This window comes from Mycolicibacterium vulneris (assembly GCF_002104765.1).
Lineage (GTDB): Bacteria > Actinomycetota > Actinomycetes > Mycobacteriales > Mycobacteriaceae > Mycobacterium > Mycobacterium vulneris.
The window spans coordinates 1-26,316 of record NZ_NCXM01000042.1 but is presented as its reverse complement, the minus strand read 5'-3'; the positions used below and the strand labels follow the sequence as shown (position 1 = coordinate 26,316).

Sequence of the window (26,316 nt, the reverse complement as noted above, 5' to 3'; positions counted from 1 at the left end):
AAACGCTACCGGATTCGTTAGCGGCGGTTCGCTGTTTACCGGCAGCTGTGCCGGCGGTTGCCCGGTTCCGGTATGAAGCAAGCATGACCGATGAGACGCATCCGGCCCCGAAACGGACCGATAGCGCCGCAGCGCGGGTGACCCGCCGCCGGCTGCTGACGACCGGGGCGGTGTCGGCCGCCCTCGGGGTGGGTTTCGGGGGCGGTGCCGTGCTGCTGTGGTCACGCCCACGGGGCCCGATGGCCTGGCTGCAGCCCGATCGCCGCGGCGCACCGCCGGTCGGCGGGCTGCACCTGCAGTTCGGGAAGAACGCCGGCACCGAGGTGGTGGTGTCGTGGCACACCACCGACGCGGTCCGCAATCCGCGGGTGCTGCTCGGAACGCCGACGTCCGGCTTCGGCCGCACCGTCGCCGCGGAAACCCGCACTTACCGGGACGCGAAGTCGGGCACCGAAGTCCGCGTCAATCACGCCCGGCTGACCAACCTCACCCCGGACACCGACTACGTGTACGCCGCGGTGCACGACGGCGCGGAACCGGAGCAGGGCACCGTGCGCACCGCGCCGACGGGCCGAAAACGACTGATGTTCACAAGCTTCGGCGACCAGTCCACACCGGCATTGGCGAAGATGCCCGACGGCAGCTACGCCACCGACAACATCGGCTCGCCGGCCGCGGCCGACACCACGATGGCGATCGAACGGATGGGGCCGCTGTTCAACCTGATCAACGGCGACCTGTGCTACGCCAACCTGGCCCGCGACCGGGTGCGCACCTGGTCGAACTGGTTCGAGAACAACACCCGCTCGGCACGATACCGGCCATGGATGCCGGCGGCCGGCAATCACGAGAACGAATTGGGTAACGGGCCAATCGGTTACGGCGCCTATCAGGCCTACTTCGCGGTACCCGATTCCGGGTCGAGCCCCGAGGCCCGCGGCATGTGGTACTCGTTCACCGCCGGCTCGGTGCGGGTGATCAGCCTGAGCAACGACGACGTCGCCTTCCAGGACGGCGGCAACTTCTACGTGCACGGCTATTCCGGCGGCGAGCAAAAGCGCTGGCTTGCAAATGAACTCGCCGCAGCACGGCGCGACCCGGATATCGACTGGATCGTCGTGTGCATGCACCAGACGGCGATCTCCACCGCCGACAAGACCAACGGCGCCGACCTGGGCATCCGCGAGGAATGGCTACCGCTGTTCGACCAGTACCAGGTCGACCTGGTGGTGTGCGGTCACGAACACCACTACGAACGCTCACACCCGTTGCGCGGCACGCTGGGCACCGACACCCGCACCCCGGTACCCGTCGACACCCGAAACGATGTCATCGACGCCACGCGCGGAACGGTGCACCTGGTCATCGGTGGCGGCGGGACCTCGGCCCCGAGCAACGCGATGTTCTTCCCCGATCTCCGGTGTCGCGTGGTGACCGGCGTGGGCGCATTCGATCCCGGACTGGGTCGCAAGGCACCGATCTACGTGCTGGAGGACGCGCCGTGGTCGGCGTTTCGCGACCGCGAGAACCCTTATGGTTTCGTGGCTTTCGACGTCGACCCGGGCCAACCCGGCGGCAACACCTCGATCAAGGCGACGCACTACGCGCTGCGGGGCACGTTCGGTGAGGTAGCCGTGATCGACGAATTCACGCTCACCAAGCCGCGCGGTGACAAGGCCGGCTAGCCCGGCCCAGCAACATGGCCACAGCGGATTTATCCAACGCACCCGGAATTTCATCGCGTTCCCCCGGAGGCGGCCACGACGGGTCGCCGAGCTCGACTAGCTCAAAACAGCGTCGCCTGAACGGGTTCCGGCGGCAGCGCGACCGAGACCGCTCGCGAGAACGGGCGGTGGTCGCCGGCCAGTCGATGCTTGGCGATTAGCGGGGCGGCCCGCTCCCGCAACATGTCGCGATAGCCCTGCGGCAGGTAGGCACCGCGCCGGTACAGCTCACGATAGCGGCCCACCAGCTCGGGATGCGAGCGTGCCAGCCACGCCATGAACCAGCCCCTGGTCGAGCCGCGCAGATGCAGGCCGAAGACCGTGACGCTGCTGGCGCCGGCCGCCGCGATCTGGCCGAGCAACCCGTCGAGATGCTCGACGGAATCGGTGAGATGCGGCAGCACCGGCGCGACCATCACATGACAGTCCAGCCCGGCGGCACGGATCGCACCGATTAGGCCCAGCCGCGCCTGCGGTGTGGGCGTGCCGGGCTCGACGTCCTTGTGCAGCTCGGGATCCCCGACGGCCAGCGACACCGCGACCGAGACCGGAACCTGCGCCGCGGCTTGGGTGATCAACGGCAGGTCGCGCCGCAGCAGCGTCCCCTTGGTCAGGATCGACAGCGGCGTGCCCGATTCCGCCAGGGCGCCGATGATGCCGGGCATCAACGCGTAGCGCCCCTCGGCCCGCTGGTACGGATCGGTGTTGGTGCCCAGGGCGACGGTCTCACGCTGCCAGGACGGCCGCCGCAGCTCGCGACGCAGCACCTCCACGACGTTGGTCTTGACCACGACCTGAGTGTCAAAGTCGTTGCCGCAGTCCAACTCCAGGTATTCGTGGGTGGGCCGGGCGAAACAGTATCGGCAGGCGTGCGAGCAGCCGCGGTAGCCGTTGACGGTGTAACGGAACGGCAGCGCCGAAGCGTTCGGCACTTTGTTCAGCGCGGACTTGCACATCACCTGGTGAAAGGTGATCCCGTCGAACTGCGGCGAGCGCACGCTGCGCAGGAAGCCGATGCGCTGCAGCCCCGGCAGCGCCCCGTCCTCGACCGGCGTCCCGTTGACCGCGACGGCCTGGTTTGCCCACCGCATGCACCTATTCGAACATTAGTTCGAGTGTCAGTCAAGTGTGGCACCACGCGGCGTGTTCGCGGGTCTACAGTTAGCGGCGAACGTGTCGTATCAACGCCGGCCGCGAGGAAAAATGACCGAACGCATCGAGACTTCCCGCACCATCGCCGCGCCCGCCCCGACCATCTTCGCCGTGCTGTGCGAACCGCAGGGCCACGTGGCGATCGACTCGTCCGGAATGCTGCAAGACGCCGAGGGTGATCCGGTGCGCGCCGCCGGTGACCAGTTCGTCGTTCACATGGACCGCGAATCATTGAATGATTTCCCGGAATTGGGCAAATACGACGTCACCGTCGACATCAAGGAATTCGAGCAGGATCGGCTGATTTCCTGGACGGTTCTCGGCCAGATTCAGCCGCCGATCGGCCATGTCTACGGCTACGCGCTCACACCCACCGAGGACGGCTCGGCCACGATCGTCACCTCGTTCTACGACTGGTCGAACATCGACCCGAAGTGGCGGGAAGCCGGAATTTTCCCGATTCTGTCCGAGGGTGCGTTGCGCGCGACGCTCGGAATTCTCGACCGCACGGTGCGCCGCGGTTATCCGGGCGGGTAAATACCAGCGCCACACGCCGTGTTGCTCATCGACTTTCGAGTGAGCGAGCCAACGGGAGCGCGGTTTCACGCGACATTTGTTGGGGTATTACCTCGGGGCCCCTCACGAAAGGACCTGTCATGTTGCACTCGGTGATCTTGGCGAGTTCGGACCCCGTCGCGGCCGGCTTTATCCTCCGTGGCATCAAGGGAATTTTCGTCGCCATCGGCAGCATTATCGCCGCAATAGTCTGCGGCATCATCGCTATGATGAAGGGCCGAAATCCGCTGGGCTGGGGAATTCTCGGGCTGTTCTTTTCGATCCTGACGTTGATCGTCGTCATCATCATTCCCAGCAAAAAATGACCCTTAGAACGGCGGTGGCTCTCCGTCGCCAACGGCATGGGTTAGTTCGGATGCCCAAATAGGCGGAGGCTTTTCGCCGTTTCGAGCCATTCGATTGTGGTGGCGTTCGGTGGTGATGCGAGCGGCGCGGTTTTGGGCCCGGGTGCGGCGACGTTTGGGCATCATCGCCGCCCGGTCACCGCACGGCTCGGCGTTGGCTGCCGGGGGTAGAGGGCTCGTGCCAGTGGACACGCCCAAGTTGGGGAACAGCAGCGCGCTGCCCGGAGTGGTGACGTACGTGTGTCCCGACGGGGACGTCAAGATCAGTGTCCCGTCGCGCAATTGGGTATCACGCCAGCCCCAGAACGTTTTCACCAAATGATGGCGTCAGCCCCCTTAAGTACGTTTAGGGCATGCAAGCAGCGATTTACCTCCGAATCTCATCTGACCCAACCGGCGAGCAGCTGGGCGTAACGCGCCAGCGCGAGGACTGCGCGCGGCTATGCACCGACAAGGGCTGGACCGCGGTCGAGTACATCGACAACGACGTGAGCGCATCGAGCCTCAAGCGTCGACCGGCCTACGAGCGGATGCTCGCCGACATCCGCGCCGGCCGCATCAGCGCAGTCGTCGCTTGGGACCTCGACCGGCTGCACCGCCGTCCGGTCGAGCTTGAGGCGTTCATGGCACTGGCCGACGACAAGCAGCTGGCGCTGGCCACGGTGAGCGGCGATGTCGACCTGTCGACGCCGCAGGGTCGCCTGGTGGCCCGGCTCAAGGGCGCGGTCGCCCGTCATGAGGTCGAACACAAGGTCGCCCGGCAACGCCGCGCCGCCCAGCAGAAGGCCGAGCGCGGCCTGCCGCAGTGGACCCGCGCGTTCGGCTACCTGGGCGACACCCGCCAGCCCGACCCCGAGACCGCGCCACTGGTCGCCGAGGCCTACCGGACCGTCCTGGCCGGTGGGTCCATCACCGACGTCACGCGGGCCTGGAACGCGGCCGGGGTGCTGACGATCAAGGGCAAGCCCTGGACCCCCGCGCAGCTGTCCTCGTTTCTACGGAAACCCCGTAACGCTGGCCTGCGCGCGCACAACGACCAGATCGTCGGTGCGGGAACGTGGCCCGCGCTGATCGACGAGGAGACCTGGCGGGCGGTGCGGGCCAAGCTGGACGCGCGCAACAGGGGGCGTCGCGCAATTCGCTGCCACACCATGACCGGCATCCTGCAATGCGGCAAGCCTGGCTGCGGCGGCTACCTGTCGGGGCACCGCACCATCGACAAGCGAATTGCGTACGCGTGCAAGACCTGTCGCGGTGTCAGCGTGCGAGCCGACCAGGTCGAACCGATGGTCTTCAAGCTGCTGGCGGGACGCCTGGCCCAGGCCGACGCCGTCGACCTGCTGCGGGCCGAGCTGCACGACACCGAACTGGCCGAGCAGCTGCGCGGCGAACGGGCCACGCTGCTCGCGCGGCTCGACGAGATCGCCGACGCCGTCGCCGACGGCGACCTGACACCGCCGCAGGCCAGGCGGGCGACCGAACGGGTGAACGAGAAGCTGGCCGCGATCGACGGCCGCCAGCAGGACCAGGAGCGGCTGCGGGTGTTCGACGGGCTCCCGTTGGGGCGGCCCGAGGTCGCCGAGACCATCGAGAAGCTGTCGCCCGATCGGCTGCGCGCCGTCCTGGCGGTCGTGGCGACCATCACGGTCACACCTTGCGGCAAAGGCGGCTACCTGGTCGACCCGGTCACCAAGGAGAAGCTCGTCGACCCCGACCGGCTACAGGTGACCTGGCTGTAGACGACTGTTCGACATCGGCCGGTGACGGCGCGTCCTGCGAGGAGTGCGTCGTCACCGCTTGCTATTTTTGATCTCCCGATAGCAACCCAGTCATAACCAGACCCGTAGGGCCGTCCGCTAAGGGGACACAGGCAAATCGAGGTCGCCCGACCGAAGGGCGAACCCTGCCGTGCCTCCCACCAGTACCGACGCGCGCCCCGCGCTCTCTATACGCAAGACCGCCAACAAGCTCGACCTGAGCTACAGCACCGTGTACCGGCTCATCAAGGCCGGGAAGCTGCCGGCCTACCGGGTTGGTCAGCAGCTGCGGATCGACCCCGACGCCTTGGACGCGTTCATAGCCAACGGCGGCAACGACGCATCCGAGTCCGACGCCGTCGACCAGTGGGTAGAGCGCACGCTGGCGACCGCGCCGCCACTGACCGACGAGCAGCGGACCCGGCTCGCGGAACTCCTTCGCCCAGTACGCAAGACAGGCGGCGATGGCCGGTGACCGACCAGACAGAAAGATGGGGGCCGGGGCTCGTTTCTGAACCCGCGACCCGCACCCACTTCAAACCCGTACGGACACAGTACATTGCGGCGCTGACAAAGGCGGTGCGCTGATATGTGGTCGAAGCTCGACGACAAGCTGCACAACCACCAGAAGGCGCGCAAAGCTGCGACCAACGGCCAGGGCAAGCCCGACCTCGAACCGCTGGGCTTGTGGGTGGTCTGCCTGTCCTACTGCGGGGACCAGCTGACCGATGGATTCGTGCCCGCCTGGTACGTCGCCACCTGGGTTCCGGGCCGCAAAGGCGTTGCGCTCGCTGATCGTTTGGTCGCTGCTGGGCTATGGGAACGGGCCGAACTTGACGGTGAAAAAGGCTGGCAATTCCATGACTTCCTGGCGTTGAACCCGTGCCGGGAGAAGGTCCTTGCGGACCGCGAAGCGTCGGCCAAACGTCAAGCGGCCTGGCGCGCCAATAAGGCGCTTGAGCAGGCACAAGGGGTCAGCGATGCCGGTGGCTGAGAAGTGTTGTTACAGCGTGACATACGACTTTAGTCACGGCGTTAGTCACGCCATCAGTAACACAACCCCGACCCGACCCGACCCGACCCGACCCGCTTCTAGCCCATCACGAACTCCTTCGGAGTCCGCGATGGATGTAGGAGGGTGGTTACTTCAAGCAGCTGGTAACCCAAACGGGTCTAGACGCGTAAGTAACCACAGACCGCGCGCGCGGGGAACAAGGTGCGCGTCATGACGTTTGAGCCGCCCAAGGGCAAGGGCCGCTGCGAGCAGTGCGGCTGGTTCGTTCGCCTGCAAGGCCATCACGCCGGTTGTACCCGTGGCCGGTGTCGCCGCTGCGACCGCTTCACGAAGCTGCCGGGGCGGCAGCTGTGCATGTGGTGCGCGGCGACCGATGACGATGCCCGCCGCGAGATTCGCCGCCAGGCCGTCGCCGACCGGCTGGCCGAGTTGGACGGCGACCGATGACCTCGGAATCGCGCGATCCCAGCGCCCTGCGGGCCGCTGACGGGCGATCCCTGGCGCGCTCGGGGGATCGTGCCCCCGATTCCGTAGGCGGGCGTACAGCGCGAAATCCGGTGCCCCGGCTGAGGTTCCCCAGCTGCGAACGCTGTCAGGAGCCGATCACGACGCGGAAGGCCTACGCGCGGACCAGCATCGCCGCGGCGCGCGACCGCGCCCGCCGGCGTCGCCGGGGCCAGGAGCAAGGACCGCTGATCGAATGGCACTTCATGCACGCCGCCTGCGATCCCGACGTTGCCGACCCCGCCGCGTACTTCATCGGTGCGGGCGCGGCACGGACCGCGCGCGGGCTGCTCGTCGAAGTGCTCAAGCTGACCGGCCGCGACTGGGCCGAGGACACCGATTGGCGACGCATGGTCGCCGCGATCCTGGCAGAAAGCAGACCGCAACCTGGTGATGACTGACGACGACGACCTGGCCGACGACCTGGCCGACCTCGACGACGAGGACGAGGACGGCGGCGACCTGGGGACCGGCCAGGGCCACGCCGCGGTCCTGCATTGGGTCGAAAGCCTCGGTGCGCGGTTCGATTTCACCGACAGCGTTGACGACGCGGTGCGCCTGGCCGCGCAGCAGCCATGCCCTATCGCGGGCTGCCTCGGCGGGCACTCTGTCCTGGCCCGCGACGCTCGCGGACACCTGCGGACCATCGCCAGCACCGACGGCGACGACCAGGTCGTCGACCGGTTAAACCACCTGCTGCGGATGCGGGAGCGTCGCCGCGAGCTTCGTAAACGCCTCGCCGACGCCGAACGCATGCGGCAGCGACGGGCGAGAAACCTTGCCGCCCTGGAAGAACGAGAGGACCCCGACGATGGACTTGAATGACCTGCCCGACCCGGCGACGCTGGGCGTGGAGTCGCTGCGCCAGCTGCTGACCCTGTTCCAGGACACCGCGACCACCGCGGCCCGCGCCGGGGACATGGCCCTGGCCAACTGGGCGCGCACGATCGCGGACTGCTACGCGGCCCGGTTGAACGAGAACGCCCGACACCGCCGCGAGCTTCAGCGCGCGATCACAGACAGCCGCCGCCGACGACCGCACGGCACACCTGGTGACGTCACCGGCATCCCGCCGTGGTCGCAGGCGAGCGGAGAGGACACATAGGACGCCGGCCTTTGCGTCCCTGCAATTGCGTGATGACGCAACCGGTTTGGATCGGGGACCGGCGAGCCTGCGGGCATCGTGTCGCCGAGCCGCGCTACAGTGGCCCTAGCGCTGCTGCGTCCCTGGCCTCCGATTCTGGGGAAGCGGCGGCGCTGCCCGGAAGCATCCCGGCGCTGCGGTTCGACAGCCAAGTTAACGGCAGCGGCGTTGGGGAACGGGTGGCAGCAGAGTGGTGGAAATCCGCCCCAGGCATCTACGCCTGGCCCGCACGGCGCGCCCGCTTCCACACAGGGCTCCTGGCAAGAGCGCCTGGCCGCAAGCCGGTGGCACACCGTGGACGGCGAACCCACACACTGATGTATTGCGTTGCGCGACAACGCTTGTGATGCCTTTGCGACGCCTGCCGAGAGGAATTCCCATGTCTGCGCTGAACGCGCAACTTTCCCGCCTGACCCAGCTGCGCGCCGACCAGGCTTCCCACCGCGACGCCCTGGTGCGCCGCGCTGAGGCCGATGGCCGCGACGAACTCGACGAGCGCGAAACCCGCCAGTTCCGCCAATTCACCACCGCGATCGACAGCCTGGATGAGCGGATCGCCGACCTGCAAGACGAGATCAAGCGTTCCGGTCGCGGCGACCGCGACGCCGACGCCGTACGCAAGGCCACCGCCAACGCGACCGGCGCTGCCCCGACCCTCGGTCACATCGCGCCGATCGCGTTCGACGTCGACGAGTTGCGCCGCGCGCACCAGGTGCTGTCCCAGCGCCAGTCGTATCGCTTGGAGCAGCGCGCGTTCTCCACGGTTGACCCGCTGCTGCCTCCGTATCTGTCGCCGAGCATCGTCGGGCCGCAGCACGAGAACCGGCTTTTGAGCCGGTTGCCGATCGCGCCGACCGATTCACCGTTCGTCGAGTATCTAAGGCACTACTCGACGACGGGTGCGGCTGCGATGGTCGGCGAGGGTCAGCCCAAACCAGAGCTGACCTTTAACACCGACAAGGTCCTGTTGCCGATGTTGAAGCTGGCCGCGCACATCGGCACCAGCTGGGAGTCGTTGCAGGACTTCGATTCGTGGCAGCAGTACACGACCGGCGAGCTGGCCCGCCAGATTTACGACGTCGAGAACGCACAGCTGCTGCTCGGGTCGGGTGCGGACGGTGAGCTGACCGGGTTCACGTCAGTCAGCGGCATCTTGACGCACGTCGCCGGTCAGGGCACCACGCCGATCACGCCGTTGGATGACATCGAGCTGGCGATCGCGCAGCTGCGGACCGGCGCGGCGCTGGCCGAGCCGCGGATCGCGGTGTTCCACCCGAACACCTGGTCGGCGATCCGCCGGCAGAAGGACCAGCTGGGCCGCTACCTGACCTCGCCCGATCCGACCGCCGACGAAGCGAATTCGGTGTGGGGAGTGCCGGTGCTGACCACCACCCAGTTCACCGCGGGCGACGGTTTGCTGATCGACACGACGAAGTTCGGACGCGTGTACTGGCGCGACGGCCTGTCGCTGCTGATGGGCTACTCGGGCACCGACTTCACCGACAACGTGGTGCGCTTCGTGGGTGAGCAGCGTTTTAACCTGGCCGTCGAGCGTCCCGCCGCGGTCTGCCACATCACCGGATTGCCGACAGCATGAGCGCCGCCAAGACGACGACAGTCGTTGTCCGACACCCGGTCAAGGTCACCCACGCCGGGGTCAGCTATTGGCCTGGTGACACCGCGGAGGTCCCGGCGACCGTCGCGGCCGAGTGGGTCAAGTTCGGCTACGTCGACCTGGTCGACGAGCCCGACGCCGAGGACGGCGACCAGGCCAGCCAGCCCGAGGCCAAGCCGAAACCGAAGCGTCAGCGGCGATCCAGCGATGCCTGACGAGTCGCCCTCGGCGTACGCCGAGGGCGACGTCTGGCGCTGGCGGTGCACCGATCCGCGCACCGGCCAGCAGCGCGACAGCGTGAGCCCTTACGCCAGCGAGCCGGCGGCGATCACCGCTGGCCGGTCGACGCTGGCCAACGCCACCCAGCTGCTCAGCAGACGCCGCTGATGCCGATGAGCTTGCCGTTCGCGACCGGACACGCGACCGGCGAGAGGGCGGCGGCGTCGTGTGCCCGATCCACGCGACGCCGCCGGCCCCTGCCTGATTTCCCATCACAGACGTCCGTGCCGAGCAGCACCCTGTAACAGCATCGAACAAGTGGCGTTTTTGGTTATTTGCAACGCTGCTCGGCACGGACCACCAGCGCCAGCGCGCGGACGGTTCCCATAGCGATCCCCGCCGCCAATCCCCCTCGGGTACCACCCATCCGCAGCGGACGGTCAGCAGTTCACCACCCATCCAGCGACGGTCGGGCCGTCCCGACGAAGGACAGCTACCCCGTCCGACCATCCGACCACCCCCATGCCCGGTCGAAATGTTGAAGGGGGGGTCAAATTTGCCTGACCGCCCGGAAAGGTGACTTCTACCCCCGCACACCCTGAACGACGCTTCAGTGCCGAAAATGCTTCGATTTGGCCGGGAACGGCCTGGTGGGGAACTGTCTGGACCGGTTTAGCTTTGGGGCCTGGGAGGGGCGCTGTTTACGTTGAATGTGAACGCCGCGGCCCGGGTTCCTCAGCCCGTGGTGGTGCAGATCCCGAGGTCGCAGCGCGCTTATCCTGGGCGGCGTGTTGATGCCACCTAAGCCGATCGAACTCGATGCGCCCGGCACCTTTCATTTCGCTGCTGGCGACTCTAACGGCTTGCGTTCACTGACATGGACGGTAACGGGCCACTCTAACCAGCAGGGCCTGGACGAGATCTACATCAGCAATCGCCAGACGCGACCTCAGATCAAACTGAGCCTCCATCAGGCTGACGCTCGGGGGCGTGACGCGGCATCTCGTCTGGCATTCACAACAGAGTTTTCGCAGCAGGGCGGTTTCGCTGATAAGCGGGAGATCTACCGCATGGCCGAAGCGCCCGAGTTTGCTCCTGGCTGGCGACAGGCCGCGGTGATCCTGACTCCGTCGACCACCTTCGGCCAATTCACCGAGAAACGGTTGAGAAACCGCGAGACGATCCAATGGTTCCCCGCGCCGCCGTCGCCTGAACACCTCAAGTTTTATGTGGTGGTCGGCGAGGGCGGGGGTTCCACGCTCACCTTGACTGACCACGTCGGCGAGGTCGGGCACATGAGGCTGACGAACGGGCGGTTTGTTGGGGTGGTCGCCGACTCGCGTCCGGCCGTCGAGCAGGACCTCGAGCTAATCCGCAACGACTTTGAGAAGGCAAGCAGTACACCAGGTGCCTATCCGTTCACCTGGCAGGCCGTGAACAACTTCATGATCTTCCTCGACCTGGCGGTAATGCTAACGCCGCAGCCCTAGCGCGCGGTAGCGGCAAATCTCGTAGCGCACCGCAATTTTCGCGCTATCGTCTGCACCGTGTCGAATGGCGACGAGCCGACGGTCGAGGATGGTTATGGCTGGTTAGAAAACCGTGTTCGGCTTGCGTTGGAGAGGGTGCTCGAGTTGGAGGTCGCGGCCACGTCCGAGATCGCGGCTGATGACGCCTACCTACACCCGATCTACCGCACCTTCCATCAAGACGTCGTTCAGTGCTTGCTCACCGCACTCGACCATCTCCGGTTCTTGAGTTGGTCGCTGCGGAACCGCGAGGAGCCGTTTCCCTATGCGCAGTTCTCACTGATTCGAACGGCAATCACCGCGGGTGCGACGGCGTTGTGGCTGCTGAGCGGGAGCACGCGCGATGAACGACGAGTCCGCGCACTCGAATTCAGCTTCAGGGACATCAGGTCCGAAGTGGCATGGGTTGATACGGTCAGGACCTTCCCGCAGAACCAGGACCTCCACGGCGAAGGCCACCAGGAGTGGGCTGACGAAATGGGAAGGCGACAGGACTGGATCGTCGAACAGGCCAATACGCTGCTCAACCCGACGAAGCCGTTCACGCGCCGAACCTTCGCCCAGCACTGCACCACAGATACCGACATGGTGAAGCTCGCTGGCACCGTCATACCTGCGGGCGCTACGGGCAGCTATAACCCGGCGATCACGCTTCTCAACACCTGGCAGTCGATGAGCGGCTTCGCGCATGCGCGTCCCTGGGCCGCCCTACCCGGCAGGGAGATAACGGGCACCGACCCTGGTACGGGTCGGTGGAAGGTCATCCAGAAGGGCGATCAAAACCGGCTGCTGGATGCCGCATTTCGTGGGCTGCCTGCGGTCGAGGAGGCGGTGCGCAGGCTGGTCGCATTGTCGTCGGCGGCACCTTAATCACCGGCGGGCGTATTACCCCAAAGTTGTTGTTGTGCTAAACGGAATTGTCATTTGCGTCGGTGTCTGGATTTGCCGCGATCCACGCGGACAACATCTGGTCAACGGCCTCGTCCTTGGCGATACCAATGCGATCGGCCGTTTCTTCGAATCTGCGCACCAGGTCGGGCGTCGCGTTGGCCGGAATGGGTTTGCGCTGCACGGGCGGCACCGGTTTCGGTTGAAGCAGTTCCTCTTTGGGGAAATCGGCTAGCAGCTGCTCGTAGTTAGCTTGAGTGGGAATCATGTTGTCTCCCTTCGCATACCACTTCAGCACCTTGTTCTTGGCAGAATTGCGGGAGATGCCGCGCATCTTGTGGACGTAGTCTTGGCGCATCCGCTTCAGGTCGGCGAAGTAGTCGCTGCGGACCGCTTCAACGTCACAGCCCAGTGCCGCGGCGAGCGCGGGGCGATAGTGCTCTTCCCACTCGGTGTATACGTGCACCACCCATTGCGCCGCGAACCGCTTCATGATCTCCGGTTGATCCTCGACCGGTTGCTTCATGGCTTCTGCGAACGTCGCCATGCGGGGCGTGACCATCGACACGAACACCGACAACGGCAGAGTCGTCTTGGAAGGCTGGTCACCCCAACGCATCGTGTTGAGGTCGAGGTAGGTCGCCGGTCGGTCGGTCGCCCTATTCACCGACTGGTTCCGACCCTGTCGCTCCGCGTCCGCGATCGCCAGAGCGCCCTGGTGACCAACGCGCGCAACCAAGACCGACACCTTGAGCAGGGTCTCCAAATCCGCCACCACCTCCTCGGCGGTCGGTTGGCTGAGGTCGTCCTCGGCGAGCCTGCGCCGTGCCTCAGCGACCACGCCCATGAACTCATCGACCTGGGGTTCGGCGGATTGCGTGAAATCCCAGTCGTCGATGACCGCGGCGACCGGTTCGAGAACTTCGAAGAGCGCCGACCCGTCGGCTGGACGATCCGTCTGCCAGGCGTCGCGGAACGCCCTGGTGATCGCATTGACGGTTAAGCGGAAACCTTGGTCAAGCTGCTTATACCCAGGCACCAACAGGTTGATAAACGGGGAACCCTTACGGGTCTTCTCAACCTCGTCAAGGACGTGATCCCACCGCTCGATGGTCGCTTCTGTCGCCATGGTTAGCAGGCTATCGGGGCGGCCTGTTCGCCCTGGTCGATGAAACGTACTTTGGCGTTCCGGTGATGTGTGCGGCAATAACACTTGAGATTCGACGCGTGCGTGGGGCCGCCGTCGGCGTACGGGATCGTATGGTCGAGGTCGCAGTCCGTGGCCGGGCGGTCGCAGCCCGGCCAACGACACGTCAGATCACGGCAGCGTACGAAATCGGCCAGCGCCTTGGACGGCGCATAACCGGGCTCCGGCGGCGCATCCCCGGGATGAACCAGTGGCGCCAGCTTGGCCGAGGCGGCCAACTCGGCGAGCAACTCCGGCGGGACCAAGCCTTCAGCACCTATCTGAGCGACTGCCGTTGAAGCGTGGCCATCCAGCGCGGCCTGCTCGGCGATCACATGAATCACCACCGGGCCCGCTGCGGGTCGTTTGCCGGCCGCGCAATCCGATCGCCCGCACCGACACCCCAATCGATCTGCGTCGGCCGCCAGCGCCCCCAACGCGTCAGCGCGGCGCTGCTCACGGGTGCGCGGATCATGCTCACACACCGTGGCCGCCAACGCATTCAACCGCTTATCCAACGCATGCGCGTCCGGACTCATCAGGCTGCCTTCGATATGCGACATGCCGTCGCCCGCATCGGCGATCCAGATCTCGCGATCGGCCATGCGCTCCTTGCGGCGGCGTACCGCGTCCGCGTCGGCCTGCGCGACGATCTTGTCCACCTGCGCGGCCAACCGGCCCTGGCTCAATGAAGGCCACCTGGTGACCTTGGCGGCCAGCGCGGCGTCCACGGCGCTCAACACGTCGGGGTTGGTGATCAGATCGGTGCGGAACACGATCGTCTGAAACATTCGGTAGTCGATATCGCCGGCCGCGAAGACCGCACCCACTTTCGGGAGCCGCTCGCGCATCGCGCGGGAATAGCGCACGCGACTCCCGGCCAGTCCCTGGCCAATCCGCAACTCGGCGGCCACCTCCGCACTCACCGCCGCCTCCGTGTCGACGGCCCACTCCTCGGTCTCCGAACACCGTGACAGCCGGTAAGAAAACAATTCGGCAATGGCTGCCAACTGTGCGGCAGCAGCCCGATTTTCCGCCCGCGCGGCGACCCCGATCCGCTCTAGCAGACCCGCCGACGCCCGCGTCGTCGACGGATAGCAACGCTCGAACTCCTCGTTGAACTGAGCCCGGACCTCTTCGAACATGTGTTCGAGTTTACCAGTCGCGGGCGACAACCTCAGCGGCCGAGCCGCTCGAACACCTGGGCGACAACGGAATCCAGCGCGACGGGGACCTGCTCCCCGGTCCCGAGATCCTTCACCCCGATGGTGCCGGCCTCGATGTCGCGGTCGCCGAGGACCAGCGCGATCCGGGCCCCGGAACGGTCGGCGGCGCGCATCGCGCCCTTGAGCCCGCGGTCGCCGTAGGCCAGGTCGACGCCCACGCCGCCGGCGCGCAACTGCGCGGCCAGCACCGCCAGCCGCAGCTTGGCCTGCTCGCTCAGCGGCACGCCGAACACCTCGCACCGCGCGGTCTCCCCCACGCTCTTGCCCTCCGCGCGCAGCGCCAGCAACGTGCGGTCCACGCCGAGCCCAAACCCGATGCCGGACAGGTCTTGTCCGCCGAGCTGGCGCATCAGGCCGTCGTAGCGGCCACCGCCGCCGATACCGGACTGCGCGCCCAGGCCGTCGTGCACGAACTCGAACGTGGTCTGGGTGTAGTAGTCCAGCCCGCGCACCATGCGGGGGTTGATGACGTAGGGCACCCCCATCGCATCCAGATGCGCCAACACGGTGTCGAAGTGCTGCTTGGCCGCATCGGACAGGTGATCGAGCAGCACCGGAGCGTCGGCCGTCATGGCGCGCACCTCGGGCCGCTTGTCGTCGAGCACCCGCAGCGGGTTGATCTGCGCCCGCCGTCGCGTCTCCTCGTCCAGGTCGAGCGCAAACAGGAAGTCCTGCAACAGTTCCCGGTACTGCGGCCGGCAGCTGTCGTCGCCCAGCGAGGTGATCTCCAGGCGGAATCCGTCCAGCCCGAGGGAGCGGAAGCCAGCGTCGGCGATCGCGATCACCTCGGCATCCAGAGCCGGGTCGTCGACGCCGATCGCCTCCACGCCGACCTGCTGCAGCTGGCGATAGCGGCCGGCCTGCGGACGTTCATAGCGGAAAAACGGCCCCGCGTAACAGAGTTTGACCGGCAACGCGCCGCGGTCAAGGCCGTGCTCAATGACCGCGCGCACCACGCCCGCGGTGCCCTCGGGCCGCAGCGTCACCGAACGATCGCCACGGTCGGCAAACGTGTACATCTCTTTGGACACCACGTCGGTGGATTCGCCGACGCCGCGGGCGAACAGGGCGGTGTCTTCGAAGATGGGCAACTCGATATCGCCGTAGCCGGCCAGGCGGGCCGCGCCGAGCAGGCCGTCGCGTACCGCGACGAACTGGGCCGAATCCGGCGGGACGTAGTCCGGCACGCCCTTGGGCCCAGAAAACGACGAAAACGCGGAGAACTCGCTCACGGGCTACAGGCCTTCGAGGAACGGGTTGAGGCGCCGCTCGGCGCCGATGGTGGTGGAGTTGCCGTGCCCCGGCAGCACCACGGTCTTGTCGTCGAGCACCAGGAGTTTGTCGACGATCGAGGTCAGCAGGTCGCGGCCGCTGCCGCCGAACAGGTCGGTGCGGCCCACCGCGCGTTCGAAGAGCGTGTCACCGGTGAACACGACGTCCTCGTCCCCGGCGACCCGGAACACCACCGACCCGCGGGTGTGTCCGGGCGTGTGGTCTACGTTGACGGTCACACTGCCCAGGTCCAGCTTGTCGCCGTCGCGGTCCAGCTCGACGACCTGCTTGGGCTCCCGCCAGAAGGCGCCCGCCACCATCTGCGCCAGGCGCGGGCCCAGGCCGTAGATCGGGTCGGTCAGCATGAACCTGTCCTCGGGGTGGATGTAGGTCGGGCAACCGTAGGCGTCGGACACCTTCTGCGCCGACCACATGTGGTCGATGTGCCCGTGGGTCAGCAGTACCGCGGCCGGCGTCAGCCGGTTCTTGTCCAGGATGTTTCGCAGCGGGCCCATCGCCCGCTGGCCCGGATCCACGATGACGGCGTCCGTTCCTGGCCGCTCGGCCAGCACATAGCAGTTGCACTGCAACATGCCGGCGGGAAATCCGGTGATCAACACGGTTCCCAGTTTCCCATGGGCCCCACTTGACACGAGTCGCGGCGCCCACATTAGCCTGAGCTGGCACCTCTCCCCAGGGGCTCCGATCCAATCATGGAGGCATAGCGGCCGTGCCGACCAACGAACAGCGACGTGCCAACGCCAAGCGCAAGCTCGAACGGCAGCTGGAGCGGCGCGCGAAGCAAGCCAAGACGCGCCGGATGGTGCTGATTGCGGCCGCCTCGATCGTGGCCGTGGCCGTGATCGCGGCGGTGGCGATCACGATCGTCAACACCAAGCACGACGACCACAAGAGCAACACCGCGGCGTCGACGACCACCAGCCGCAGCTCGCCGGAGACGACGGCTCCCGGCCAGCCGGGTCAGGTTCCGCCACTGCCGCCGTTCAAGCCGTCGGCCAACGTGGGCGCCAACTGTCAGTACCCGGCCTCACCGGAGCCGGCGGCCAAGCCGGTCAAGCCGCCCCGGACCGGCAAGGTGCCCACCGATCCCGCCCAGGTGAGCGCCAGCATGGTGACCAACCAGGGCCACATCGGCCTGATGCTGGCGAACAACGAATCACCTTGCACCGTCAACAGTTTCGCGAGCCTGGCCGGCCAGAAATACTTCGACAACACCAAGTGCCACCGGCTGACCACCTCGCAGGGCCTGGGCGTCCTGCAGTGCGGCGACCCGAAGGGCGACGGCACCGGCGGCCCGGGCTATCAATTCGCCAACGAATACCCGACCGACCAGTTCCCGCCGAACGACCCCAAGGCGCAGGAGCCCGTCGTCTATCCGCGCGGCACCCTGGCCATGGCGAACGCCGGGCCCGGTACCAACGGCAGCCAATTCTTCTTGGTGTACAAGGACTCCCAGTTGCCGCCGCAATACACCGTCTTCGGCACCATCCAGGCCGACGGGCTGGCCACCCTGGACAAGATCGCCAAAGCCGGCGTCGCCGGCGGCGGTGAAGACGGCGCTCCCGCCACCGAGGTGACCATCACCTCGGTAGCGCTCGACTAGGCCGGATCGACGCGAAACTCCCTCTGATCGGCGGGATTCGCCCGACGCGCACCGCCGAGAGCTTATGGTCGTTGGGTGAATCTGGATCCGGACTCATTCGGTCATTACCGAATATTGGATTTGTTGGGGCGCGGCGGGATGGGACGCGTATACCGTGCCTACGACACAACCACGGACCGGGTAGTCGCTCTGAAAGTGCTTCCGCCGCATCTGGCTGAAGATCAAGACTTTCAGCAGCGTTTCCGCCGAGAGGCCCGCGTAGCGGCGGCCCTGAACGACCCGCACGTGGTGCCCATCCACGGTTTTGGCGAGCTCGACGGTCGGCTCTATGTCGACATGCGGCTGATCGAGGGCCGCCACTTGTCGCAGTACATCAACGAAAACGGCGACCGACTCAGCCCCGAGCAAACGGTCGCGGTGATCGAGCAGGTAGCGGCGGCGCTGGACAGCGCCCGCCAGGCGGGGTTGATCCACCGCGACATCAAACCGATGAACATCTTGATCACCAGCGCACACAATTTCGTCTATCTGATCGATTTCGGTCTTGCCCGCACGGAGGCCGACACTCAACTCACTCAGACCGGTGCCACCATGGGCACCGTCGCGTACATGGCGCCCGAGCGCTTCAAGGGCAAAACCGATCACCGTGCCGACGTCTACTCGCTGGCCTGCGTCTTACACGAGTGCCTGACCGGCAAGCGCCCCTACGCGGGAGAGAGCCTCGAAGAACAGCTCAACGCGCACCTGAACGCCCCGCCGCCGCGACCGTCCGCGACCGCACCCGGTGTCCCCCCGGGCTTCGACGCTGTTGTCGCCCGCGGCATGGCCAAGGACCCAGAACAGCGGTATCAGACGGCAATCGAGCTCGCCGAGGCCGCCAGAGCGGTGCTGGTCGGCGGTGGCACGGCTACCGCGTCGGGACCTCCGGGAGCGGCACCGCCGGGGCCCGCGGCGCCCCGGCCGGGCGGCAAAGCCGATCCGCCGTTGCAGCCCGGCCGCCCAACGCATTCGCGGCGTTTGCTGGTCGGCATCGTCGGCGCATCGGCGCTGGCGCTGGCCGCGGTGGCGGCTCTGGTCATCGCGCTGGTGACCCAGAGTCACGGTTCGGCCGACAGCGCAGGATCGTCCAGCCAGCCCCGGCTGCGGGCGCCCGGCAGGACCGGATCCAACCCCGGTTCCAGTGCGTCGGCGACGGTGTCGCCGTTGCCGGCGTTCGCGCCGCCGGCCGATCTGGGCGCCAACTGCCAATACCGTTCGGTGCCGGACCCGGTCACCCGGCCGGTGAACCCGCCGCAGTCGGGCCGGGTGTCCACCACTCCCCCGCAGATCGGTGCGGTCATCTCCACCAACTTCGGCGACATCCCCATTCAGCTCGCCAATTCCGAGTCCCCGTGCACGGTGAACAGCTTCATCAGCCTGGCCAAGCAGCAATTCTTCGACAACACCCAGTGCGCCCGGCTGATCAGCTCCCAAGACGGCGGATCGCTGTTGTGTGGCGGACCCGAGGTGGACGGCTCGGGCGGTCCCGGTTACGAATTCGGTGACGAGTACCCCACGGACCAATACAAGCCCGACGATCCCGCGCTGCGCGCGACGGTGGTGTACCCGCGCGGCACCATCGTGATGGCCACCGAGGGACCCAACACCAACGGCAGCCAATTCGCCTTGATCTACAAGGATTCCGAGATGGAGCCGCAGAGCACGGTGCTGGGCACCATCGACCAGGCCGGGCTGGAGACCCTGGACAAGATCGCCCGGGCCGGCATCGCCGGCAATCGTCAGAGCGGCGCGCCCACCAACCCGGTCAAGATCACCTCGGTGCGACTGAGCTAGGGCGGCTTCACGCCGCGGACGTGACGCGGTAGACGTCGTAGACGCCTTCGACGTTGCGCACGACGTTGAGCAGATGACCGAGATGTTTGGGGTCGCCCATCTCAAAGGTGAAGCGGCTGATCGCAACTCGGTCACCGGACGTGGTGACCGACGCGGACAGGATGTTGACCTTCTCGTCGGCCAGCACCCGCGTGACGTCCGACAGCAGCCGGTGCCGGTCGAGCGCCTCGACCTGGATGGCCACCAGGAACACCGACGACGGCGACGGCGCCCAGTGCACTTCGATGATGCGCTCGGACTGCTGCTTCAGCGAGGCCGCGTTGGTGCAGTCGGTGCGGTGCACGCTCACCCCGCCGCCGCGGGTGACGAACCCCATGATCTGGTCGCCGGGCACCGGGGTGCAGCATTTCGCCAGCTTGGTCAGCACGCCGGGGGCGCCGGGGACCGACACGCCGACGTCGTCGCTGCTGCGCGGGCGGCGCAACATCGTTGTCGGCGTGGACCGTTCGGCGAGGTCCTCCTCCGCCTGGTCGATGCCGCCGAGTTCGGCCAGCAGTCGTTGCACGACGTGCCGGGCCGACACATGCCCCTCACCGATCGCCGTGTAGAGCGCGGACACGTCGGCGTAGTGCAGCTCGCGCGCCACCGCCGCCAGCGTCTCGCCATTGACCAAGCGCTGCAACGGAAGTCCGCCGCGACGCACCTCGCGGGCCATGGCGTCCTTGCCGGATTCGAGCGCCTCCTCGCGGCGCTCCTTGGCGAACCACTGCCGGATCTTGGCCTTGGCGCGTGGCGAGACCACGAACTGCTGCCAGTCCCGCGACGGCCCGGCGTTGGCCGCCTTGGAGGTGAAAACCTCGACGACTTCCCCGTTTTCCAGCTTGCGCTCCAGCGCCACCAGCCGCCCGTTCACCCGGGCGCCGATGCAGCGGTGCCCGACCTCGGTGTGCACCGCATACGCGAAGTCCACCGGCGTTGAACCGTTGGGCAGGGTGATCACGTCGCCCTTGGGGGTGAACACGAAGATCTCTTGTACCGCAAGGTCGTAGCGCAGGGACTCGAGGAACTCGCCCGGGTCCGCGGCCTCCCGTTGCCAGTCGAGCAACTGGCGCATCCAGGCCATGTCGTCGATCTCGGCGGCGGCGTGCGGATGCGGAAGGCCGTTGCGCCCCTTAGCCTCCTTGTAGCGCCAGTGCGCGGCGATGCCGTATTCGGCCGTGCGGTGCATGTCGCGGGTGCGGATCTGCACCTCCAGCGGCTTGCCCTCCGGCCCCACCACGGTGGTGTGCAGCGACTGGTAGACGCCGTACCGCGGCTGGGCGATGTAATCCTTGAACCGCCCCGCCATCGGCTGCCACAGCGAGTGCACCACGCCGACAGCGGCATAGCAGTCGCGGATCTCGTCGCACAGGATGCGGATGCCGACCAGGTCGTGGATGTCGTCGAAGTCGCGGCCCTTGACGATCATCTTCTGGTAGATGGACCAGTAGTGCTTGGGGCGGCCCTCCACCGTCGCCTTGATCTTCGAGGCGCCCAGGGTGTTGACGATCTCGGCGCGCACCTTGGCCAGGTAGGTGTCCCGCGACGGCGCGCGCCCGGCGACCAGCCGCACGATCTCCTCGTACTTCTTGGGATGCAGGATGGCGAACGACAGGTCTTCCAGTTCCCACTTGACGCTGGCCATACCCAGCCGATGCGCAAGGGGCGCAATGACTTCCAGCGTCTCGCGGGCTTTGCGCGCCTGCTTCTCCGGCGGCAGGAACCGCATGGTGCGCATGTTGTGCAGCCGGTCGGCGACCTTGATCACCAGCACGCGCGGGTCGCGGGCCATCGCGGTGATCATCTTGCGGATGGTCTCGCCCTCGGCGGCGCTGCCCAGCACCACCCGGTCCAGTTTGGTGACGCCATCGACCAGATGGCCCACCTCTTCACCGAATTCCTCGCTCAACGCGTCCAGGGTGTACCCGGTGTCCTCGACCGTGTCGTGCAGCAGCGCGGCCACCAAAGTCGTGGTGTCCATGCCCAATTCGGCCAGAATGGTCGCGACGGCCAGCGGGTGGGTGATGTAGGGGTCACCGGAATGGCGTAGCTGGCTGGCGTGCCGCTGGTCGGCGACCTCGAAGGCGCGCTGCAGCAGCGACACGTTCGCCTTCGGGTAGATCTCCCGGTGCACCGCCACCAGCGGTTCCAGCACCGGGTTGAGCGTGCTGCGCTGAGCGGTCATCCGCCGGGCCAGCCTGGCCCGGACCCGACGCGACGCGCTGCTGGACGTTTTGAGGGATTCGGTCGGTGGCTCCGGAGCCTCCATCGGCTGCGTGATGGCCGGCGGCTCTGGGACTTCAGTGGGCGCGTCGAGCGCTTGCGCCGCGCTGTTTTCCTCCGCCACGTTGGTCACCTCCGAAATCGAGGATATCTCTTCTCGATCCGATTACCCGGCTCCTCCTCACGCACATCGTCGCCGGAGGCGAGAGCACTACTCGCAAGTCAGGCTGTGTACCGCCAACGGCGCGACCGCTTCCCGGCCGCGCAGCGCGCCGAGTTCGAACACCACCGCCGCCGCCATCACGTTGGCCCCGGCGCGCCCGAGCAGCCGCGCCGACGCGGCCAGGGTACCGCCGCTGGCCAGCACGTCGTCGATGATCGTGATGTTGCGCCCGCGCAGGTCCATGCCGTCAGCGGGGATTTCCAGCGTCGCGCTGCCGTACTCCAGGTCGTAGCGCTCGGCGTGTACCGGCGGCGGCAGCTTGCCGGCCTTGCGAATGGCCAGGACGCCGGTCTGCAGCCGATCGGCGACGGCCGCGGCCAGCAGAAAGCCCCGGGCCTCGATGCCGGCCACCAGATCCGCACCGGACGCGATCTCAGCCAACGCGCCGGTGATCGCCGTCATCGCCGTCGCGTCCGCGAACACCGGGGTGAGGTCCTTGAACTGGATACCGGGCTTGGGGAAATCGGGCACCTTGCGCGTCAGCGACGCGATCAGCTCGGCGACCCGCGCCCGCTCGCCGGCGCTCGTCACCGGGGCCTCACTGGATCAGCGCCCATCGGTCCATGTTCCAGCCCGCACCCCACCGCGTCGGGTTCTTGCTGACCGCGTACATCTTCTTCGAGGTCAACAGCGTGCGCTGCTGCCGGTACAGCGGCAGGGTGGGCATGTCGCCCCACAGTACCGGGGCGGTTTCGGTCAGCAGCCGGACTCGTTCGGCGGCGTCGGCCGAGACGGCCAGCGCGCTGATTGCGTTGTCGACCTGGGGATTCGAGTACCCGGACAGGTTGTTGCCGTTGCCGGTGTGCAGGGCGTAGGCATCGAGCGCCGACGACCCCGTCGACCCGCTGCCGGTGGCGCCGCCGGTGCTGGCCAGCAACGCGTCGATCTTGCCGTCCCGCAGCGCCTGCGGACCCGGGCCGTCCAGGATGACGCCGGCGACGGTGACGCCGGCCGCGGCGCACGCCTTGGTGATGACGCCGACGTTGACCGCGAGCCGCGCGTTGGGCCCCTGATAGCCGATCCGCACTGTCAGGGGCGCACCGCCCAGCGCGTTGCGCGCGGCGACCGGATCGGCCTTGCGGAACGGTTCGGCCTCGGCGGCCCCGTCAGCGGCCGACACGGCGTCATCGGTGGCCGGGTCCAGGCGCGAGTTGGCGATCGACGTCCCCGCGTCCTTTGCCAGCGAATCGCGGGGCGTGCACAGCGCGACCGCGCGCCGGGCCTTGGGCGCCGCCAGCGGGCCCTGTGGGGCGAAGATCAGCTGCTCGACGCCATCCGACGGCCCGTCCGAGCGCTCGTAGTTGTCCGGCGTGGTCAGCGCCCCCGACGAACCCGCGGCGACGTCGACGACGTCGACGCTGCGGCTGTTGACCCGGTCCTGGATGTCGGGCCCCTGCGACCACACGGTGACCCGCTTCGTGATGGCCTTGGGCCCCCACCAGCGGTCGTTGGCGACCAGCACCACGGCGCCGCCGTCCAGCACGGATTCGATCTTGTACGGACCCGACGACGGGAAACGCTTGAGGTCGATCCCGGGCTTGAGGTCCCAGATGGTGTTCCACAGCTTCGCGATCTGCTGCACCAGCGGCCCGTTGTTGCTGAGCAGGGCCGCGGTCACGTCGACGTTGAGCTGGTCGGCGATGACGTGCGACGGCATCAGCGTGGTCGCGGTGAACAGCTGGGTGTAGTCGACGATGCCGCGGTCCGGGATGAAGGACACTCGGGCCTTCTTTTGCCCGGGCATGCATTCGACGTTGGCGATGTCGAGGTAGCCGGCCTGGGTGGCGGCATGGAAGTCGGGGAACTTGCCGGACTGAGCCGCCCAGGCGAGCACGATGTCGTCGCAGGTCACTGGTTTGCCGTCGGAGTAGACCGCGTTGTCGGCGATCTGGTAGTCCAGCACCAGCGGCGTGCCGCCGACCACCGACACGGTGCCGAAGTCGCGGTCGGCGACGGTTTGCCCGTCCGGGCCGTGATAGCTGAAACCGGTGAGCGTGCGGGCGAACGCCTGCGCTCCGGCCGAAGCGGCGCCGGCCACGGTGTTGGTGTTGTAGGTGGACAGCGGGCCGTCGACCACGTAGTCGATCTGGGACGCGGCGCTACCCGCGCAGGCGGTCAGCGTGACACCGGCCGCCAGCACTACCGCCAATCCGGCGCCGATCCACCCCGCGAGGGCCCGACGGCCGATGAGCGCGCCACGATCGGCCCCAGTTCCCCGGTACCCGATGGCCACGGGCCTACCGCCGGCCGACGTTCCGCTTGCCGGTGGGACGACGGGTCCCGGTCGGCCGCACGGGACGGGCACCCGGCGCCGGCTTGCTCGGCGCGGACTTGGACGGCTCGGCCGGCGCCGCGTCTTCCGCCTCTTCGGAGGTGTCGGCCTCGTCGTCGCCGGCGTCGGTCTCGGCGCGCGAGCCGGCGCTGCGCCGCCGCATCACGCGTCGGGTGTGGGTGCGCACCAGCTCGGTGCGCTCGCGCAGCGTGACCAGCAGCGGGGTGGCGAAGAAGATCGACGAGTAGGTGCCGACCAGGATGCCGACCAGCTGCACCAGCGCCAGGTCCTTCAGCGTGCCGACGCCCAGCAGCCACACCGCCACGACCATCAGCGCCAGCACCGGAAGCACGCTGATCAGGCTGGTGTTGATGGAACGCATGAACGTCTGGTTGATCGCCAGGTTGGCCTGCTCGGCGAAGGTGCGCCGGGTGGTGTGCTGGAAGCCGTGCGTGTTCTCCTCGACCTTGTCGAACACGATGACGGTGTCGTAGAGGGAGAAACCGAGAATCGTCAGCAAGCCGATGACGGTGGCCGGCGTGACCTCGAAACCGACCAGCGAGTACACGCCGGCGGTGACGCTGAGGTCGAAAACCATGGTCGTCAGCGCGGAGATGGCCATGTACCGCTCGTAGCGGATCATGATGTAGAGGCCGACCAGCACCAGGAAGACGGCGAGCGCGGTCAGCGCCTTGTCGGTGATCTGGTCGCCCCAGGTCTCGGAGACAGCCGCGTCGCTGATGGCCTGCTTGCTGGGCTTACCGTCGGCGCCCTTGGGGTGGAACGCGTCGAACAGGGCGTTGCGCAGCTTCGTGGTCTGGTCGTTGGTCAGCGTTTCCGAGCGGATCTGCACCGTCGCGCCCGCGCCGTTGCCGACGACGACCACCGACTCCGGGTCGTGGCCGAGGGCCTTGCGGAACACCTCTGACACCTGCGAGGTCTGCACAGTGCCGGCCTGCCCGGCGGCGGGCATCGACACCGTCGTGCCGCCTTTGAAGTCGATGCCGAAGGTGAAGCCCCGCAACAGGATGGACAGGACGGCGATGGCGACGATCGCGCCGCTGATGCCGAACCACAACCGGCGCCGGCCGATCACCTCGAACGCGCCGGTGCCCGTGTAGAGGCGCGACAGGAAGCCGTGGCGCGGCCGCCCGGCCACGCCGCTATCGGTCAATTCCGTTGCGCCTTCCGATGTTTCGGTGATCTCGGTTGCGTCTTTGGAGGCTTTGGAGGGAGTCATGCGTTATCCCCGTCCCGTCTTGACCTGCGCCGAAGCCCGGCGTTCGCGCGCGACCTGCTGAACGGCACCCAGGCCGTTGTAGGCCGGCTTTGCCAGCGTCGGGGACTTGGACGCCAGGTATACCAGCGGCCAGGTCACCAGGAACACCACCACGATGTCGAGGACCGTGGTGAGGCCCAACGTGAAGGCGAATCCGCGCACCTGGCCGACGGCCAGCGCGTACAGCACCGCGGCGGCCAGGAAGGTGACGGCGTTACCCGACACGATCGTCTTGCGGGCCCGCACCCAGCCTCGTGGCACCGCCGAGCGGAACGAACGGCCCTCGCGGATCTCGTCCTTGATGCGTTCGAAGAAGACGACGAACGAGTCGGCGGTGGTGCCGATACCGATGATCAGACCCGCGATGCCGGCCAGATCCAGTGTGTAGTTGATTTGGCGGCCCAGGATCACCAGGATCGCGAAAACCATTGCGCCGGAAGCACCCAGCGACAGGGCCGTGAGCAATCCCAGCACCCGGTAATAGAGCAGCGAATACAGCAGCACCAGGATCAAGCCGATCGCACCCGCGACCAGCCCCGCTCGCAGCGAAGTCAATCCCAGTGTCGCCGAGACGGTTTGGGCCTCCGACGCCTCGAACGACAGCGGCAGCGAGCCGTACTTGAGGACGTTGGCCAGCTGCTTGGCGGTCGCCGCGGTGAAAGGCGGGTCGCC

25 protein-coding genes and 4 pseudogenes are annotated in these 26,316 nt (G+C 67.2%); 18 read left to right on the top strand and 11 right to left on the bottom strand.

Annotation, left to right across the window (positions count from 1 at the left end; translation table 11 throughout):
- Nucleotides 1–83: 83 nt before the first annotated feature.
- Nucleotides 84–1,685 carry a purple acid phosphatase family protein gene (locus B8W69_RS27030; protein WP_085292776.1) on the top strand — a complete coding sequence of 534 codons (1,602 nt, stop codon included), beginning with the start codon at nt 84–86 and terminating at the stop codon, nt 1,683–1,685.
- 101 nt (nt 1,686–1,786) lie between these two features.
- On the opposite strand, the gene B8W69_RS27025 is transcribed toward B8W69_RS27030, so the two are convergent.
- Nucleotides 1,787–2,815, bottom strand: coding sequence for an Rv2578c family radical SAM protein (locus tag B8W69_RS27025; protein ID WP_085292761.1), 1,029 nt, complete (start codon nt 2,813–2,815; stop codon nt 1,787–1,789).
- A 112-nt stretch (nt 2,816–2,927) separates the two neighbouring features.
- Here B8W69_RS27025 and B8W69_RS27020 point away from each other — a divergent pair, with 112 nt between their 5' ends.
- On the top strand, nt 2,928–3,413 hold the full coding sequence (locus tag B8W69_RS27020; RefSeq protein ID WP_085292760.1) for an SRPBCC family protein: 486 nt from the start codon (nt 2,928–2,930) through the stop codon (nt 3,411–3,413).
- Nucleotides 3,414–3,532: 119 nt separating this feature from the next.
- Nucleotides 3,533–3,757 carry a deoxyribodipyrimidine photolyase gene (locus B8W69_RS27015; protein ID WP_065026686.1) on the top strand — a complete coding sequence of 75 codons (225 nt, stop codon included), beginning with the start codon at nt 3,533–3,535 and terminating at the stop codon, nt 3,755–3,757.
- Nucleotides 3,758–3,760: 3 nt separating this feature from the next.
- Here B8W69_RS27015 and B8W69_RS31665 read toward each other — a convergent pair.
- Nucleotides 3,761–4,120: pseudogene (locus B8W69_RS31665) on the bottom strand (hypothetical protein); the annotation flags it as partial.
- Between the two features lie 29 nt (nt 4,121–4,149).
- Between B8W69_RS31665 and B8W69_RS27005 the strand changes: the two are divergent.
- From B8W69_RS27005 to B8W69_RS26950, 13 genes and pseudogenes are all read left to right on the top strand, one after another.
- The gene (locus B8W69_RS27005; RefSeq protein WP_085292758.1) at nt 4,150–5,535 is read left to right on the top strand and encodes a recombinase family protein; all 1,386 of its coding nucleotides are present in this window, start codon (nt 4,150–4,152) and stop codon (nt 5,533–5,535) included.
- A 169-nt stretch (nt 5,536–5,704) separates the two neighbouring features.
- Nucleotides 5,705–5,869: pseudogene (locus tag B8W69_RS32375) on the top strand (helix-turn-helix domain-containing protein); the annotation flags it as partial.
- A 57-nt stretch (nt 5,870–5,926) separates the two neighbouring features.
- Nucleotides 5,927–6,028 (top strand): annotated as a pseudogene (locus tag B8W69_RS32370) (hypothetical protein); the annotation flags it as partial.
- Between the two features lie 114 nt (nt 6,029–6,142).
- Nucleotides 6,143–6,547: a hypothetical protein gene (locus B8W69_RS31660; protein WP_085292756.1), complete on the top strand. Its 405-nt coding sequence runs from the start codon at nt 6,143–6,145 to the stop codon at nt 6,545–6,547.
- Nucleotides 6,548–6,778: 231 nt separating this feature from the next.
- Nucleotides 6,779–7,015, top strand: coding sequence for a hypothetical protein (locus B8W69_RS26990; protein WP_085292755.1), 237 nt, complete (start codon nt 6,779–6,781; stop codon nt 7,013–7,015).
- Nucleotides 7,012–7,473 carry a hypothetical protein gene (locus B8W69_RS26985; RefSeq protein WP_085292754.1) on the top strand — a complete coding sequence of 154 codons (462 nt, stop codon included), beginning with the start codon at nt 7,012–7,014 and terminating at the stop codon, nt 7,471–7,473. The genes B8W69_RS26990 and B8W69_RS26985 overlap by 4 nt, the downstream gene beginning before the upstream one ends.
- Complete coding sequence (locus B8W69_RS26980; protein WP_085292753.1) at nt 7,466–7,897, top strand: hypothetical protein; 432 nt, start codon at nt 7,466–7,468, stop codon at nt 7,895–7,897. The genes B8W69_RS26985 and B8W69_RS26980 overlap by 8 nt, the downstream gene beginning before the upstream one ends.
- On the top strand, nt 7,884–8,177 hold the full coding sequence (locus tag B8W69_RS26975; protein ID WP_085292752.1) for a hypothetical protein: 294 nt from the start codon (nt 7,884–7,886) through the stop codon (nt 8,175–8,177). Before B8W69_RS26980 ends, B8W69_RS26975 begins: the two co-directional genes overlap by 14 nt.
- A gap of 418 nt (nt 8,178–8,595) precedes the next feature.
- A complete protein-coding gene (locus B8W69_RS26970; RefSeq protein WP_165762706.1) occupies nt 8,596–9,813 on the top strand; it encodes a phage major capsid protein in 1,218 nt (405 codons plus the stop codon).
- Nucleotides 9,810–10,046 carry a hypothetical protein gene (locus tag B8W69_RS26965; protein WP_085292750.1) on the top strand — a complete coding sequence of 79 codons (237 nt, stop codon included), beginning with the start codon at nt 9,810–9,812 and terminating at the stop codon, nt 10,044–10,046. The genes B8W69_RS26970 and B8W69_RS26965 overlap by 4 nt, the downstream gene beginning before the upstream one ends.
- Nucleotides 10,039–10,218 (top strand): hypothetical protein, encoded by a 180-nt coding sequence (locus B8W69_RS26960; RefSeq protein WP_085292749.1) that lies wholly within the window; start codon nt 10,039–10,041, stop codon nt 10,216–10,218. The genes B8W69_RS26965 and B8W69_RS26960 overlap by 8 nt, the downstream gene beginning before the upstream one ends.
- 620 nt (nt 10,219–10,838) lie before the next feature.
- Nucleotides 10,839–11,540 (top strand): hypothetical protein, encoded by a 702-nt coding sequence (locus B8W69_RS26955; protein ID WP_085292748.1) that lies wholly within the window; start codon nt 10,839–10,841, stop codon nt 11,538–11,540.
- A 57-nt stretch (nt 11,541–11,597) separates the two neighbouring features.
- The gene (locus B8W69_RS26950) at nt 11,598–12,449 is read left to right on the top strand and encodes a hypothetical protein (protein ID WP_085292747.1); all 852 of its coding nucleotides are present in this window, start codon (nt 11,598–11,600) and stop codon (nt 12,447–12,449) included.
- A gap of 37 nt (nt 12,450–12,486) precedes the next feature.
- Here B8W69_RS26950 and B8W69_RS26945 read toward each other — a convergent pair whose 3' ends face one another.
- The 4 genes and pseudogenes from B8W69_RS26945 to B8W69_RS26930 all read right to left on the bottom strand — a co-directional run bounded on the left by B8W69_RS26945 (nt 12,487) and on the right by B8W69_RS26930 (nt 16,771).
- Complete coding sequence (locus B8W69_RS26945) at nt 12,487–13,596, bottom strand: hypothetical protein (RefSeq protein WP_085292746.1); 1,110 nt, start codon at nt 13,594–13,596, stop codon at nt 12,487–12,489.
- A gap of 62 nt (nt 13,597–13,658) precedes the next feature.
- Nucleotides 13,659–14,798, bottom strand: a pseudogene (locus tag B8W69_RS26940) (HNH endonuclease signature motif containing protein); the annotation flags it as partial.
- A 32-nt stretch (nt 14,799–14,830) separates the two neighbouring features.
- Nucleotides 14,831–16,111 carry a histidine--tRNA ligase gene (hisS, locus tag B8W69_RS26935; protein WP_085292744.1) on the bottom strand — a complete coding sequence of 427 codons (1,281 nt, stop codon included), beginning with the start codon at nt 16,109–16,111 and terminating at the stop codon, nt 14,831–14,833.
- A gap of 3 nt (nt 16,112–16,114) precedes the next feature.
- A complete protein-coding gene (locus tag B8W69_RS26930) occupies nt 16,115–16,771 on the bottom strand; it encodes an MBL fold metallo-hydrolase (protein ID WP_085292743.1) in 657 nt (218 codons plus the stop codon).
- A gap of 110 nt (nt 16,772–16,881) precedes the next feature.
- Between B8W69_RS26930 and B8W69_RS26925 the strand changes: the two genes are divergently transcribed.
- Nucleotides 16,882–17,775 (top strand): peptidylprolyl isomerase, encoded by an 894-nt coding sequence (locus B8W69_RS26925; RefSeq protein ID WP_085292742.1) that lies wholly within the window; start codon nt 16,882–16,884, stop codon nt 17,773–17,775.
- A 75-nt stretch (nt 17,776–17,850) separates the two neighbouring features.
- Nucleotides 17,851–19,608, top strand: a complete 1,758-nt coding sequence (locus B8W69_RS26920) for a protein kinase domain-containing protein (RefSeq protein ID WP_085292741.1) — start codon at nt 17,851–17,853, stop codon at nt 19,606–19,608.
- Nucleotides 19,609–19,615: 7 nt separating this feature from the next.
- Here the strand turns inward: B8W69_RS26920 and B8W69_RS26915 are convergent, their stop codons facing one another.
- The 5 genes from B8W69_RS26915 to secD form a co-directional block, all read right to left on the bottom strand.
- Entirely contained in the window at nt 19,616–21,994 is a 2,379-nt protein-coding gene (locus tag B8W69_RS26915; protein ID WP_085292775.1) for a RelA/SpoT family protein, read from the bottom strand.
- An 87-nt stretch (nt 21,995–22,081) separates the two neighbouring features.
- On the bottom strand, nt 22,082–22,624 hold the full coding sequence (locus tag B8W69_RS26910) for an adenine phosphoribosyltransferase (RefSeq protein WP_085292740.1): 543 nt from the start codon (nt 22,622–22,624) through the stop codon (nt 22,082–22,084).
- A gap of 7 nt (nt 22,625–22,631) precedes the next feature.
- The gene (locus B8W69_RS26905) at nt 22,632–24,281 is read right to left on the bottom strand and encodes an ABC transporter substrate-binding protein (RefSeq protein WP_181447497.1); all 1,650 of its coding nucleotides are present in this window, start codon (nt 24,279–24,281) and stop codon (nt 22,632–22,634) included.
- Nucleotides 24,282–24,330: 49 nt separating this feature from the next.
- Entirely contained in the window at nt 24,331–25,605 is a 1,275-nt protein-coding gene (gene secF, locus B8W69_RS26900; protein ID WP_085292738.1) for a protein translocase subunit SecF, read from the bottom strand.
- A 3-nt stretch (nt 25,606–25,608) separates the two neighbouring features.
- Nucleotides 25,609–26,316: protein translocase subunit SecD (secD, locus tag B8W69_RS26895; RefSeq protein WP_085292737.1), on the bottom strand; the 708-nt coding region annotated here is incomplete at its 5' end.

What these genes read in the sequence shown, in the direction of transcription:
- B8W69_RS27030 (WP_085292776.1), top strand. Translation starts at nt 84, where the DNA reads ATGACCGATGAGACGCATCCGGCCCCGAAACGGACCGATAGCGCCGCA.
- B8W69_RS27025 (WP_085292761.1), bottom strand. Translation starts at nt 2,815, where the DNA reads ATGCGGTGGGCAAACCAGGCCGTCGCGGTCAACGGGACGCCGGTCGAG.
- B8W69_RS27020 (WP_085292760.1), top strand. Translation starts at nt 2,928, where the DNA reads ATGACCGAACGCATCGAGACTTCCCGCACCATCGCCGCGCCCGCCCCG.
- B8W69_RS27015 (WP_065026686.1), top strand. Translation starts at nt 3,533, where the DNA reads ATGTTGCACTCGGTGATCTTGGCGAGTTCGGACCCCGTCGCGGCCGGC.
- B8W69_RS27005 (WP_085292758.1), top strand. Translation starts at nt 4,150, where the DNA reads ATGCAAGCAGCGATTTACCTCCGAATCTCATCTGACCCAACCGGCGAG.
- B8W69_RS31660 (WP_085292756.1), top strand. Translation starts at nt 6,143, where the DNA reads ATGTGGTCGAAGCTCGACGACAAGCTGCACAACCACCAGAAGGCGCGC.
- B8W69_RS26990 (WP_085292755.1), top strand. Translation starts at nt 6,779, where the DNA reads ATGACGTTTGAGCCGCCCAAGGGCAAGGGCCGCTGCGAGCAGTGCGGC.
- B8W69_RS26985 (WP_085292754.1), top strand. Translation starts at nt 7,012, where the DNA reads ATGACCTCGGAATCGCGCGATCCCAGCGCCCTGCGGGCCGCTGACGGG.
- B8W69_RS26980 (WP_085292753.1), top strand. Translation starts at nt 7,466, where the DNA reads ATGACTGACGACGACGACCTGGCCGACGACCTGGCCGACCTCGACGAC.
- B8W69_RS26975 (WP_085292752.1), top strand. Translation starts at nt 7,884, where the DNA reads ATGGACTTGAATGACCTGCCCGACCCGGCGACGCTGGGCGTGGAGTCG.
- B8W69_RS26970 (WP_165762706.1), top strand. Translation starts at nt 8,596, where the DNA reads ATGTCTGCGCTGAACGCGCAACTTTCCCGCCTGACCCAGCTGCGCGCC.
- B8W69_RS26965 (WP_085292750.1), top strand. Translation starts at nt 9,810, where the DNA reads ATGAGCGCCGCCAAGACGACGACAGTCGTTGTCCGACACCCGGTCAAG.
- B8W69_RS26960 (WP_085292749.1), top strand. Translation starts at nt 10,039, where the DNA reads ATGCCTGACGAGTCGCCCTCGGCGTACGCCGAGGGCGACGTCTGGCGC.
- B8W69_RS26945 (WP_085292746.1), bottom strand. Translation starts at nt 13,596, where the DNA reads ATGGCGACAGAAGCGACCATCGAGCGGTGGGATCACGTCCTTGACGAG.
- secF (WP_085292738.1), bottom strand. Translation starts at nt 25,605, where the DNA reads ATGACTCCCTCCAAAGCCTCCAAAGACGCAACCGAGATCACCGAAACA.